This is a genomic window from Sporosarcina sp. FA15 (assembly GCF_051550195.1).
GTDB lineage: Bacteria > Bacillota > Bacilli > Bacillales_A > Planococcaceae > Sporosarcina > Sporosarcina psychrophila.
The window spans coordinates 2,732,233-2,745,203 of sequence record NZ_CP188818.1 but is presented as its reverse complement, the minus strand read 5'-3'; the positions used below and the strand labels follow the sequence as shown (position 1 = coordinate 2,745,203).

General features: G+C 37.8%; 11 protein-coding genes, 1 pseudogene and 1 riboswitch. Of the genes and pseudogenes, 9 read left to right on the top strand and 3 right to left on the bottom strand.

Translation table 11 applies throughout. From position 1 onward, the window contains the following. Nucleotides 1–34: 34 nt before the first annotated feature. Nucleotides 35–2,572 carry an EAL domain-containing protein gene (locus ACP8HG_RS12970; RefSeq protein WP_438296604.1) on the top strand — a complete coding sequence of 846 codons (2,538 nt, stop codon included), beginning with the start codon at nt 35–37 and terminating at the stop codon, nt 2,570–2,572. Nucleotides 2,573–3,153: 581 nt separating this feature from the next. Next, nucleotides 3,154–3,237: riboswitch (cyclic di-GMP riboswitch) on the top strand. Nucleotides 3,238–3,279: 42 nt separating this feature from the next. Further along, a complete protein-coding gene (locus ACP8HG_RS12965) occupies nt 3,280–3,459 on the top strand; it encodes a hypothetical protein (RefSeq protein WP_438296602.1) in 180 nt (59 codons plus the stop codon). A gap of 641 nt (nt 3,460–4,100) precedes the next feature. Here ACP8HG_RS12965 and ACP8HG_RS12960 read toward each other — a convergent pair. Next, a complete protein-coding gene (locus tag ACP8HG_RS12960; RefSeq protein ID WP_342538993.1) occupies nt 4,101–4,556 on the bottom strand; it encodes an S-ribosylhomocysteine lyase in 456 nt (151 codons plus the stop codon). 205 nt (nt 4,557–4,761) lie between these two features. Here ACP8HG_RS12960 and ACP8HG_RS12955 point away from each other — a divergent pair, with 205 nt between their 5' ends. Then, a complete protein-coding gene (locus ACP8HG_RS12955) occupies nt 4,762–6,063 on the top strand; it encodes a Na+/H+ antiporter NhaC family protein (protein ID WP_438296600.1) in 1,302 nt (433 codons plus the stop codon). Nucleotides 6,064–6,239: 176 nt separating this feature from the next. Here the strand turns inward: ACP8HG_RS12955 and aspA are convergent. Continuing rightward, nucleotides 6,240–6,578: pseudogene (gene aspA, locus ACP8HG_RS12950) on the bottom strand (aspartate ammonia-lyase); the annotation flags it as partial. Nucleotides 6,579–6,914: 336 nt separating this feature from the next. Between aspA and kdgD the strand changes: the two are divergent. The 5 genes from kdgD (at nt 6,915) to ACP8HG_RS12925 (ending at nt 10,997) form a co-directional block, all read left to right on the top strand. Beyond that, nucleotides 6,915–7,847, top strand: coding sequence for a 5-dehydro-4-deoxyglucarate dehydratase (kdgD, locus tag ACP8HG_RS12945; RefSeq protein WP_342538991.1), 933 nt, complete (start codon nt 6,915–6,917; stop codon nt 7,845–7,847). A gap of 9 nt (nt 7,848–7,856) precedes the next feature. Further along, on the top strand, nt 7,857–9,317 hold the full coding sequence (gene gucD, locus ACP8HG_RS12940) for an alpha-ketoglutaric semialdehyde dehydrogenase GucD (protein ID WP_342538990.1): 1,461 nt from the start codon (nt 7,857–7,859) through the stop codon (nt 9,315–9,317). A 343-nt stretch (nt 9,318–9,660) separates the two neighbouring features. Then, nucleotides 9,661–9,792 (top strand): hypothetical protein, encoded by a 132-nt coding sequence (locus ACP8HG_RS12935; RefSeq protein WP_438296597.1) that lies wholly within the window; start codon nt 9,661–9,663, stop codon nt 9,790–9,792. 203 nt (nt 9,793–9,995) lie between these two features. After that, the gene (locus ACP8HG_RS12930) at nt 9,996–10,283 is read left to right on the top strand and encodes a hypothetical protein (protein ID WP_399628889.1); all 288 of its coding nucleotides are present in this window, start codon (nt 9,996–9,998) and stop codon (nt 10,281–10,283) included. A gap of 24 nt (nt 10,284–10,307) precedes the next feature. After that, nucleotides 10,308–10,997 (top strand): FadR/GntR family transcriptional regulator, encoded by a 690-nt coding sequence (locus ACP8HG_RS12925; protein WP_187045736.1) that lies wholly within the window; start codon nt 10,308–10,310, stop codon nt 10,995–10,997. Nucleotides 10,998–11,115: 118 nt separating this feature from the next. Here ACP8HG_RS12925 and ACP8HG_RS12920 read toward each other — a convergent pair whose 3' ends face one another. Then, nucleotides 11,116–12,039: a LysR family transcriptional regulator gene (locus tag ACP8HG_RS12920; RefSeq protein WP_187045735.1), complete on the bottom strand. Its 924-nt coding sequence runs from the start codon at nt 12,037–12,039 to the stop codon at nt 11,116–11,118. A gap of 445 nt (nt 12,040–12,484) precedes the next feature. Between ACP8HG_RS12920 and ACP8HG_RS12915 the strand changes: the two genes are divergently transcribed. Then, nucleotides 12,485–12,946, top strand: coding sequence for a RidA family protein (locus ACP8HG_RS12915; RefSeq protein ID WP_438296594.1), 462 nt, complete (start codon nt 12,485–12,487; stop codon nt 12,944–12,946). Nucleotides 12,947–12,971: the final 25 nt, after the last annotated feature.

Sequence of the window (12,971 nt, the reverse complement as noted above, 5' to 3'; positions counted from 1 at the left end):
TTATCTAATCGTTTTTTATAAAGGGGGAGTATAATTGCTAACAAGAATTAATAAAAGGAAAAGATTAATGGCTTATCTGAACGAGGAAAAAAACTCTTATCCGCAAATATTTGAAAATTCACCTGATATACTTCTCTTCGTTGTTGATCGAAAAGGGGTCATCGTCAGTATACGTGGAGGGAGTGAACTGATAACTGGAACTAAAGTAGAAGAATGCATAGGGGAAAAGTATAGTAACTTTGTTTATGAAGAAGATTTAGAAAGGGTAAAAGGCTACTTCGCCAGAGTTTTAAACGGAGAAGCTCAATATGTAAAATATCGAGTCATTAATGAACATGGTGGAGTCAGTCATATTGATGTAACGCTGACACCTATTCAAATGGAGAATAACGAAGTCTTAGGTCTTTATGGATTAACAAGTAATATTACTGTTGCACAAGAATTGAAGCAGGATATTCAAGAAATGCGCGAAAAACTTCAATCATTAATTCATTATTCTCATGAAATTATTGGCATCCTCGATTCAAAAGGAACAATTGTCTTTGAAAGCCCAGCAATTGAGGCTGTTCTTGGGTATAAAGTGGAGGAGATTACTGGGACAAACTTTTTTGACCTGATACATCCAGATGACCATCAACTGAAGAAGAGTAAATTCAAAGAGATTCTCAAGCGGCCTAATACTCCGTTCACAGTAGAGCTGCGATTAAAGCATAAAAATGGAGAATGGCGTGACTTTGAAGTTATCTATACGAATCTACTCCATGCCCCAAGTGTGAATGGGGTTATTTGTAACTTACATGACATTTCTGAATTAAAAAAGCAACAGCGCGAAATTCAATATATGGCTTACCATGACTATTTAACTGAGTTACCAAATCGACGAGCATTTGAAAATGGAGTGGATCTTGAAATAAGACTAGCGAATATTGATAAGAGAAAGTTCGCCGTTTTGTTCCTTAATCTAGACGGATTTAAGTTTTTAAATGATTCATTAGGTCATGAGGTCGGTGATCTGTTATTAATTGAAATTGCGAGGAAGTTAAAAAATACACTTAATAAAAATATAAAAATGATGGCCAGAATAAGTGGAGATGAATTCGCAATTTTAACTACAAACCTTCAAGACATTCATTCAATTGAACAAATCGCGAAGGATGCATTGCAAGTTTTTGAACAATCAATTGACATTAAAGGGTATAATCTTTTCATTACGACGAGTATTGGTATTAGTATTTATCCTGAATCGGGAGATGATACTGCTTCACTCATGAAAAATACAGGCTTAGCATTGTACCTTGCAGAAAAAGCGGGAAATAATAATTATCAAATTTATTCACCAACGGCCAATGTCGCTACATATAAGGTTTTTTCTTTAAGAAATGAGCTCAAGCAAGCGTTGCATGACAATCAATTTCTTGTCTATTACCAACCGATTGTTCATACGGGGACGAATCAAATTGTTAGTGTAGAAGCGCTACTACGTTGGAATCATCCAGTTTGGGGAATTGTTTCACCGGATGAATTTATTCCGCTGGCTGAGGAGTCGGGATTGATCACTCCAATTGGTGAATGGGTATTGCGGACAGTTTGCAAAAATGTGCGTTTATGGCATAATGCTGGGTACTTTATTCAGGCATCAGTCAATTTGTCACTTGTGCAGTTTTTACAAACAGGTTTAGTCGCTATGATTTCTAGCATCTTACAAGAAAATGAACTTGATCCAAAATGGCTTAACATTGAAATCACGGAAAGTACGATGATGGAGCAGGAAGAAAAAGTATTAGGGAAAATAGAGAAGTTGCGTGGGTTGGGTATACAAATCTCACTTGACGATTTTGGGACAGGCTATGCATCCTTTAAAAGTTTAAGAGACATAAAACCGGATATATTGAAAATAGATAGGAGTTTAATAAAGGACATTCCATCTGATAAGGATAGCGCCGAAATAGTAACCTCAATTATTCAATTAGCACATAGACTATCAATAGAAGTCGTAGCGGAAGGTGTCGAAACGATAGAACAGCGAGAGTTTGTATCTAATTTACAATGCGATTGGATTCAGGGGTATTTATTTAGCAGACCTGTTTCAGAAGAAAACATTCTAAAGTTATTAGCCGGAAAATCGAATTCTGAAATTGAATCTGTGCCTATAAAAGAAAAAAGAAAATATTTTAGAATTGATCTCCAATATCCGCTCGAAGCATTTATGACGGTGGCAGAATTAAATGGAAAGAAGGTACAATTAGGAAATACAAAAGTGTTAGTTGAAAACATAGGACCGGGTGGATTACGTTTCGTATCCAACATTAAACTTCCTACAAGATCGGACATTGTATTGAAGTTTCAAACAACAATAATTGACGAGGAAATGACGCTTTATGGGACAATTGTATTTGATGAGGAACAAGGAGATCTCTACCGATACGGCGTTAAATTCATAGTCGATGAGAAGCAAAGAGACTACTTGATTAAGAATTTCAACCAATTTCAATTGCAGTTAAAAAAGGATCCTCTCTTAATCGGACATTCATTTGTAACAGAAAATGTGGCAACTTACTTCAAGGGGTTATAAGAGCTTTTAGATACCTGTACACCAGAATAGCTAGAAAATACACTGGAATTTGCATACTGATTAAAATAAAGACCAGACATGTACCTAATTGTCTGGTTTTTATGTTGGAGCATGTTTATTGAAGCGAGAACTGGGACTTGTTTGTTAGGTTTCCTCCTATTGAACCGTAAAGTTATAAATGGAATAACCTAACGATATCTAGCATATATTAACGAAAACATAAAAAAGAAATGTGATGGGATATTGAGTTTACCTTAATTCCATTGTTCGTAAAACTGCATAATTAAAGGCTGCCATAAAAATTTACATGTATTCAAAATGCTATACCCAACACATTTACTGAATCAAAACAATGATTTAGTGGTGGTTTTTTATATAGAAACGGCTCCTTAGAACAAGAAAAATTCTAATATATCTTGCACCTAAGAACTATATTGAAGGGGTGAATAATATACCCAATTGGGAAGTGGATGCTATTCGATAGTTGGAACAGATTGAGATGTAACGGTAGTTCTGGAGTGAATTAACCAATTAATTGACTGTGTATTAAGACTGTTATATAGGCTATACTAATTAGGCAGAACGTATGAGGGCAAAACTAGTGAAAAGTAGTGACGCAAAACTAAAGGGGCTAATGTTTTTGACTATGCCAGCCAGTTGCCAGAACGGACCTCCGTACGAATATAAACAGGGGCGGTAATGTAAACATGCGTAAAAAAGTAGCGCTTTTTTGGCATTCCTTAAGCTATAATTATAATGAAATAATTATGAAGGATTGTTTATGTCACGATATGAAAACTAAAATTAAAGTAAAAAGAGATTATCACTCAGCAAAAATAAAAGAACTTGTTTCAAGTACCCGTGTAGGATCGTATTTAGAGAAATGACTGCATTCTTATATAAATAATGTGAAGATCAGCCATCTAAGCAGGAGGCAGATCTTTTTTGTTTGACGTTTTTGGATTGTGAGAGGAAATCAGTGGAGTGTTTAAGTAGATTATCTGGGTGTCCAACGAAGTCGGTAAGAGTGTGCAACCAAATCACCGGAGTGTGCAACGAAGTCGGCGAAGTGTCCAACCAAATCATCTGAGTGTCCAACCAAATCATCTGAGTGTCCAACAAAACAAGTGAAGTGTGCAACGAACGGCGAAGTGTCCAACTAACTATGAGAAGTGTCCAACAAAGTCGGCGGAGTGTCCAACCAAATCATCTGAGTGTGCAACCAAATCATCTGAGTGTCCAACGAAACAAGTGAAGTGTGCAACGAACGGAGAAGTGTCCAACCAACTATGAGAATTGTGCAATCAAATCATTGGAGTGTCCAACAAAAATAGAAAAATCTCCAACAAACTCACTGCTCACCAAATTAGTTGGCAGAACATTAGTCTACAACTCATATAGTACAAGAAATCAAGGATTGCAAACAAAAAAGAGGTTGCCTCAAATTCAACGTTGGGGCGACCTCTACTGTTGTTTTCAGGTGCTAAATTATAGAATGACAATCATAATTGTACGTAATTTAATATGCTTAATCGCGGAACGGATCGTCACTTAGTCCCGCTTCAAGGACTAACTTTGCATACTCTTGTGCTGCAATTAGCGAATGATCTTTATAATTGCCACATTCAAGTGCAGAAACGGCGGGAATGTGTTCGGTTGTTACTACTTTTTCGAGCACTGTTGTTAAAGCGGCGGCAACTTCTTTAGGCTCATGTTCATTCCAAATAATCATGTAAAATCCTGTTCTACATCCCATTGGTGAAACGTCGACAATCCCTGTCAGTTCGTCGCGTAAATACGTCGCAAGTAAATGTTCTAGCGTATGAACAGCTGAAGTTGGCATTGCGTCCTGGTTGGGTTGTAAAAATCGTAAATCATATTTTTGAAGAGTACTGCCTTTCTCGTGTTGTTCCGTACCCGCCAAGCGTACATAAGGGGCTTTTACTATCATGTGATCTAATAAAAAGCTTTCCACTACTGCCATTTTAATCATCCTCTCAGGTTTGTCATCTAACCTATCACACTTTAACTAGCTATGTAAACTAATTTATACGTTAATTCTGATAATTATAAATAGCCCTGTTGACAGCAGTAAGAAAGCAGGATACGATTAGTTATTGTAATTCATATAGAAATACTATGTTTTCAGTAAGTTCTGGGATTTCGACAGACTACTAGGAGGAATATTTATGACAAAACTTAAAGTGAAAAAGGGAAATCCCTTTGCGCTTTTTCCATTACTTGTTTTTGTGTTGCTATTTATCGGCACGGGGATTTTCACAAAAGACTTTTCAAATATGCCATTGAATGTAGCGATACTAATCGCAGCCGCTATCGCTTTGATGATGAATAGAAAAGAAAAGTTGTCCAGTAAAGTGGAGACATTTACTAAGGGCGCTGGCCATCCGAATATTATATTAATGGCTGTCATCTTTATTTTAGCGGGTGCATTTTCTGCAGTTGCTAGCGGAATGGGAGCGGTCGAATCCACTGTTAACCTTGGCTTATCCCTATTACCAACGAATTTGTTGATGGTTGGATTGTTCGTTATTGGCTGCTTTATTTCGATTTCAATGGGAACGTCAATGGGGACCGTTGTTGCATTGGCTCCGATTGGAATAGGGATTGCGAGTCAAACGGGTATCCCGCTTGCAATGGCGATGGCGACGGTAATCGGGGGTGCAATGTTTGGTGATAACTTGTCGATGATTTCAGACACGACAATTGCGGCGGTTAGGACACAAAATATAAAAATGAAAGACAAGTTTAAAGTAAACTTCTTGATTGTTTTGCCTGGGGCAATTGCTACAGCGCTTATTCTAGGTATAATCACACGCGGTAATGTAGCAGATTTGAGTGGGGACTATCAGTATGAGTTGTTTAAAATACTCCCTTATATCGTGGTATTTGTAGCGGCGTTATTAGGTGCACATGTGCTGGTTGTTTTGCTTGGTGGAACGCTATTTGCTGGAATTATCGGGATGATTGATGGGTCTTACAGTTTCGGTGGTTTTTTACAACTAGTTGCTGAAGGGATTATTAGTATGGAGGATTTAGCAATCATTGCAATCTTAATCGGTGGCGTCGTTGAGATTATCAAATATAACGGCGGTATTGATTATCTTTTATATGTCATTACGAGCAAAATTAAATCGAAAAAAGGGGCTGAGTTTGGGATTGCTGGTTTAGTTAGTATGGCTAATATCGCCACCGCGAATAATACGATATCGATTATTATTACTGGGCCATTAGCAAAAAGTATCGCGGATGAATATGAGATCGACCCAAGGAAGTCAGCTAGTTTACTTGATATGTTCGCAAGTAGCTGGCAGGGGATTTTGCCTTATGGAGGGCAAATGCTTGCGGCTGCTGGATTAGCAGCAATATCACCGGTTAGTATTATCCCTTATTCTTTTTATCCTGTCTTAATCGGAATTTGCGGTGTTGTTGCCATTTTAATTGGTTATCCGAAATTTCGTCAGACAGAATAGGCAGTTGCGATTTCGCTTATTTGGGATAGCTGTCCGCTGACACACGTTTAAATTACATATAGTTCTGAAAAAGTTGTAGTTATAATTGATAATAAACAATCCCCCACAGTTTAGAAAAGTGGGGGATTGTTTATTTATTTCAATAACAGTCCTCCAGAAATTCCTGGGTTGGTCATTTAATAAAGATCTAAGATTAGGTTTAGTTCCTCTTCAGATAAAATCCCGTACTGATTACAAAGTTCACAGATGAATTTATTCTCTACAATAGCTTCACGTACTATTTTGCAGCAGCTTCATAGCCAATATGAGAAGTAATGGCTGTAATAACTGCCCCACTCTTTTAAACATAGTGTTTCATTTGCTTTTATTCCTAAAACATAATAACCGGTAAATATCAGGAATCCATTATTCATGATGTTAATGGACTACGGTAGGTTAAAAACGAGTAAAGGTTCCATGACATTCAGTTCCAGTTGGCCAGCTTCGTATGCTAGACATATGGTGTTATCAATTCCATAATCACACTTTATTTTATGTTTTACAATGCGACAATGTGTTGCTGAGCATGATTCACGCGATACATTGGGAATGCATTTATAGATTGGTGGATTACAGGAAACAGGATTCTATTCTCAGCCAGATGTACATGAAACAACCTTAGCCCAAAATCACTGTATCACTAATGATAGTAAAACTACATAATTCAGTCCGAATTCTACTTATACGTTTGGTATAACAATTTAAATGTGGAGCTTTTTTTCAAGCGTATTTTTAAAAGAGTTGACAGATAATTATTATTGTCTTACAATATGACATATAGAATAAATACAATTTTGAGGGGTGGAATTAACATGAGTACATTTAGTAGGAGAGCACCAAAAGGAATTTTAGGGTTCCCAGTTGCTCCAATGGATGCAGAAGGTAAATTGGATTTACATGCGTTAGGTGAAAACATTGAGTTTTTAATTGATAATGGGTTGAAATCGGTTTTTGTCGCGTGTGGTGCAGGGGAATTACATGCAATAAGCAATGAAGAATATAGAGCAATGGTTGAAGTTGCAGCAGAAAAGACTAAGGGGAAAGTACAACTCTATACGGGTGTTGGTGGGAACATTACTTATGCTCTTGAACAAGCTCAAATATCTAAAGAACTTGGGGCTGAAGGTTACCTGATCTTACCTCCGTATTTGATAGATCCTTCTCAAGACGGAATCTATAATTACTTGAGTAAGATCATAGAAAGTACAAATTTGAATGCAATTGTTTATCAACGTGATAACTGTGTTTTAGAACCTAAAACCTTGCAAAAACTATGTGAAATACCACAGCTCGTAGGCTATAAAGATGGATTAGGTGATATGGAGCTAAATGTTGAGCTCACTCATTTGATTGGTGACCGCCTGGAGTGGATCAATGGAATGCCGTTAGCAGAAGTGACGATGGCGTCGTATGTAAACCTTGGATTCACTTCTTATTCATCGGCTATTTCCAACTATATCCCTCACATTTCCGCGAAGTATTATGATGCACTGCTAAAAGGAAATGACGAAGTAGTTCATGAATTGTATGAAGAAGTAATCTTTCCAATTCATCGTATTCGGAAACAGAAAAAAGGGTATGCTGTTTCACTTATTAAAGCGGGGATGCAAATCGTAGGCCTTCCTGTCACTACAAATGTCCGAGCGCCTATCGCCCCTGTGGAAGAGGGGCATTATGAGGAGTTAAAATCGATTATTAATAATGCATTGGCGAAATACCCTACTCATGCCAAGGCTATAAACTAGGAGGTAATTATGAATACAACAACTGAATCTAAAACTACGACATTCTTAAATTATATTAACGGCGAATGGGTGGCTTCCGATACAGGTCAGACGGAGGTCAGTAAAAATCCTGCAATAAAAGGTGAAGTGGTCGGTTCGTATCAACTATCCTCAAGCAATGATTTTAATGATGCGGCAACCTCTGCTCGAATAGCGCAAAAAGCTTGGCGTAAACTAGCAGGAAGTGTTCGCGGAGATTATTTATTGAAAGCTGCTTCTATATTAGAGGAGCGTATCGATGACATTGCGGCTACAATGACCCGAGAAATGGGGAAAACATTTGCTGAGGCGAAGGGAGAAACTGCACGTGGTGTAGCTATCCTACGATATTATGCTGGCGAGGGAATGCGGTCGATCGGGGACGTCATCCCTTCAACAGATAGCGAAGCACTTTTGTTTACAACACGCGTTCCTGTAGGGGTTGTTGGAGTTATTACGCCGTGGAATTTCCCGGTCGCTATTCCACTCTGGAAAATGGCCCCAGCACTTATTTATGGGAATACAGTTGTTATTAAACCTGCAAGTGAAACGGCCATTACATGTGCTAAAGTGATTAACTGCCTGCACGATGCAGGTTTTCCGGCGGGTGTTATCAACATGGTGACAGGCTCAGGTGCTAAAATTGGTACAGAGATGGTAAATCATCGTGAAATCGATGCCATTACGTTTACAGGGTCGAACACAGTCGGTAAACAACTGGCCCATAGCGCTGTTACAAGGGGAATTAAATATCAACTTGAGATGGGTGGAAAAAACCCAGTTATTGTTGCAAGTGATGCGGATTTGGATTTGGCAGTCGATGCTACAATCAGTGGTGGACTAAAATCTACTGGCCAAAAATGTACAGCAACAAGCCGTGTTATCGTTCAAAAAGAGGTATACGATAGATTTAAAGAAAAGTTGCTTGAAAAAGTGGCGGAAATTAATGTCGGAGACGGTCTTGAATCAGGTACGTGGATGGGACCTTGTGCCAGCGAAGGCCAGTTGAATACCGTTCTTTCCTATATTGAAAAAGGAAAAGAAGAAGGGGCGACATTGTTATTCGGTGGAAATCGAGTACTTGAAAATAAAGGATATTACGTGGAACCTACCGTTTTTGAAAGTACTTCGCCCGATTTGACGATTGTCAGAGAAGAAATCTTCGGTCCCGTTCTTGCACTCTTGAAAGTGGATACACTGGAGGAAGCTCTGGAACTGGCAAATGACTCGGAATATGGACTAAGTGCTTCTATTTTTACAACAAACATAGGGAATATGTTGTCCTTCATTAACGAAATGGATGCTGGCTTAGTGCGGATCAATGCAGAAAGTGCGGGCGTTGAATTACAAGCTCCGTTCGGTGGTATGAAGCAATCCAGTTCTCATTCCCGGGAACAGGGTAGAGCTGCAATTGAATTTTTCACTTCTATTAAAACTGTATTTATTAAATAAGATCCAAGCAGAGGAGTTATGCGATGAAAAGCTAACTCCTCATTTTTACATGCCTTTTTTTAGTCGTTTGATTTTTTGCTGAAGTGGATGTATGGTCTCGAGTAATGATGAGAAGGGATAACGTGCATTACATTAATGACCAAGAAATTAGGAGACTCATTTCGGTGAGCGGCATTATTGAAACAATCTAAGCGTATTACTTACAGGAAGGGGAAAAACGTTCATTGCTCCCAGAGCGATTATTTATAAATGAAGGTAAAAATTCGGCTTTGTAAATGCCTTCATTTTATGAGAACTATAATGGACAAAACTAATTGAAATCACCTCTGATAATGAAGCTAGATTGAGGGGGATTTTTCTATTAAGTGACATAGAAACGATGAAACCACTTGTTCTTATGGATACCAGAGCGATTACAGCAATGCGAACCGACGCTGTAAGTGGTTTAGGTATGAAATACTTGGCCTCCGATTAAACTGATACAATTGGCGTCATTGGCACATGAGATCAGGGGTTTAGCCATTTGCAGACCGCTTGTGTAGTTCGGCCGATACAGCGCGCTTAGTGTATAATCGTAGTAAGGAATGACTAGATTCTTTTTTAGAGGAAGCCAAGGGTGAATTTCCATCCGTCCAATTTGAAGTTGCTGAACCCGAAACAATTTTGAAAGAGGCTCAATTGATTATTACAACAACGACTTCCGTGGAGCCTGTTATCCCCTTTGACGGGCAGATTGATTTAACTGGAAAGCATTTCGCAGCTTCAGGTTCCTTTAAGTCATTTATGCAGGGATTTCCTGATACAATTATTAATGAGGCGGATTATTTATTTGTCGATTCGCATGCTGCAATTTCTGAATGCGCTGAAATGATCCAGTCAAAAACATTTGGCTATAATGAGAACATGGTTCCCGAATTGAGAAGTTTAGTCCAATGTGGTAATAATGAAAACATGAAGAAAGAATAGGATAGTTTTGAGAGGAGGGGTGGTATGCAGGAATATAAAATGGATACTATCCGTAGAAGTACATTGTCACAACAGGTGCTAGAACAAATTGTACACCTGTTGATGAGTGGACAATTGAAACCGGGGGATAAGTTGCCGGCAGAAATGTCATTAATGAAGCAGTTTGATGTAAGCCGACCTGTATTACGCGAAGCACTGAGTTCATTGGAGACATTGGAGATCATTACGAGGAGACCACGTGGAGGTACATTTATAAATAACAAGGTCGGCAGTAATCCATTCAATGTTATGCTTGCATTATCTATTAATAATGTACCTGCCATCATCGAAGCGCGTATGGCCTTGGAATTGGGTTTGGTCACGATTGCAGCTGAAAAAATAACGGATGACCAACTTGAAAGGTTAAGGGAGACCATTGATTCCATACAAGAGAATGCGGACGGTGATTATGGTCGTTTAGATAAAGAGTTCCACAGGATTATTGCACAAAGTGCAGATAATCCTGTGGTTGAGGGAATGATTGATTCCCTGCTTGTAACACATGAAAAAACGGATAGCTTAATTAGCTATCGGGAACCGGAAATTACAATTGAGCATCATATCGCAATCTATGAAGCATTAAAAAGAAGAGATCCTTTTGAATCCTTTACACAAATGTATAAGCATCTTAGCTATGTGAGAAATAAAATTTTGAAGGATTACGAAAAGAAGTAATTATACTAATAGTAAACGTCAACTAATGCCTGCAAGTTTAGATGGGCATTAGTTGACGTTTATTTATGTTCATACCAAATTCAAATGAATGGGTTTACCGTTACCCATTAAATTTCCTTCAGAGTGAAAGATCTTCATGTTTTTCATTTAAGAAATTTGCGTACTGGAGAATGAAATTGAAAAAAACCTCTATGCATGGTAACGTGGGATGAATTTTAGAAGTAGCGAGATAAATATTTCTAAATGCATTAGGGTGATCAATAGGAATCTTTTTAATGGAGAAACTATCAAGAACATCCAGATCGGGTACGATTGCAATACAATTATTATGATTAGTAGAAACTAATCCAGCCATAGTGATTTCTTCCGCCATAGTACAAAAATGATTAGGTTTTTTAGAACAACCGGAAAAAAGTCGATTGATGAAACTTTGAATTTCTCCCGCTGACTCAGTATAACTGATAATTGGGTAAGGCAATAATTCTTCCATAGATAATGAAGTTTGATTTGCCAATGGATGATTTAAAGATGTGATACAAACCAAATTTTGCTTGAGAACGGGTGTGAAATTTATATCGGGTTCATTAGGCATATAGGTGCAAAATCCAAGATCCACGGAACCGTCTTTTATCTTTTTTATACTGGTCGCGGTATCGCATTGATGGAAATTTATTGTGATATTTTTGTGATTTATATCGGCAAGAAAGTTTTTAATTAGTATAGGTACAAAATGATATCCCAGTACAAATAAGAAACTAAAATCGATGATCCCAGAATCCTTTTTCTTAAATTGATGTAGCAAATCATAACCGAGTTCAATTTCATGAAATCCCTTTGAAACATAAGAGCTTAACAATCTACCATACTTTGTCAGACGAACATTGCGGCCCTCTTTTTCAAACAGCGCAACCCCTAAATCTTCTTCCAGTATTGACATGGCACGACTTAAACTAGGCTGCGTAATGCAAAGGAATTTGGCCGCTTGTGTATAATGCTGGAATTCTGCCATTATCTTAAAATAGTAAAGATTATTAAAGTTCATGTCTATCTGTCCTCCTCATGTTTTTAAGCCTAAAATGTTTTATTCCTCGCTAGGTAGCAATCAACTGCTTATTGCGATTTTTCCATCTTCTAAAATTGATGAAAAAATGAAATGTCATTTACGAAAGAAAAAGTCAGTTTTATTGTCTTTACTTTCGAATGATTTCTAAAACTATACCAACAACCATAGATAAAAGCTATGTATTCAGGTAGAAATAAGTATTGGTAGTTATGTGATAATTCGTAGTATTATAAATGAAGAAGGGAAGATACGATAATGTTGAAACCCGCGGATGAATTAATAAAAGAATATCTTAGTATAATACGAGGCTTACGATGCTGTACAGCGCTCGAAATAATGCAATATCACAGCAGAAAGCAGATTGGTTCAAAAGAAAATTACTCGGAGTATTCTTATTGTTATTGGGTGGAAGGGAGAAATAATTATGGGTTATGAAGAAAGATTAGAGAACGAAGGATATAAACTTCCTGAACAAGTAAAACAAAATAAGCGATTATTTGAGGGCGGAGTTAGAACAGGTAATTTGATTTTTGTATCAGGAAATGCTGCGAAGGTGGATGGCATTTTGAAGTATCAAGGAATTGTTGGTGACACAATTGCTATTGAAGAGGCCCAAGACGCAGCTAAGATTGCCTTCGTAAACTGTTTAGCAACAGTAAGGAATATGATGGGAAGCCTTGATGGTATTAAGAAAATTGTCAATATAAAAGGTTATGTGGCAAGTACAGCAGATTTCATTGAGCAGCCGGAAGTTATGGATGCAGTGTCTGCTTTGGTGAATGAAGTATTTGGTGAAGCGGGGAAACACAGTAGGGTTTCTATGGGAACAGCTTCACTTCCAGGAGGAACACCTGTAGAAGTTGAAATTGTTGTTGAAGTAAAATGATGAAGTCGTAAATTAAAAATTGACA

Excerpts from the sequence above, each read along its gene's own strand:
- ACP8HG_RS12965 (WP_438296602.1), top strand. The coding sequence starts at position 3,280 with ATGCGTAAAAAAGTAGCGCTTTTTTGGCATTCCTTAAGCTATAATTAT.
- ACP8HG_RS12960 (WP_342538993.1), bottom strand. The coding sequence starts at position 4,556 with ATGGCAGTAGTGGAAAGCTTTTTATTAGATCACATGATAGTAAAAGCC.
- ACP8HG_RS12955 (WP_438296600.1), top strand. The coding sequence starts at position 4,762 with ATGACAAAACTTAAAGTGAAAAAGGGAAATCCCTTTGCGCTTTTTCCA.
- kdgD (WP_342538991.1), top strand. The coding sequence starts at position 6,915 with ATGAGTACATTTAGTAGGAGAGCACCAAAAGGAATTTTAGGGTTCCCA.
- gucD (WP_342538990.1), top strand. The coding sequence starts at position 7,857 with ATGAATACAACAACTGAATCTAAAACTACGACATTCTTAAATTATATT.
- ACP8HG_RS12925 (WP_187045736.1), top strand. The coding sequence starts at position 10,308 with ATGCAGGAATATAAAATGGATACTATCCGTAGAAGTACATTGTCACAA.
- ACP8HG_RS12920 (WP_187045735.1), bottom strand. The coding sequence starts at position 12,039 with ATGAACTTTAATAATCTTTACTATTTTAAGATAATGGCAGAATTCCAG.
- ACP8HG_RS12915 (WP_438296594.1), top strand. The coding sequence starts at position 12,485 with ATGGGTTATGAAGAAAGATTAGAGAACGAAGGATATAAACTTCCTGAA.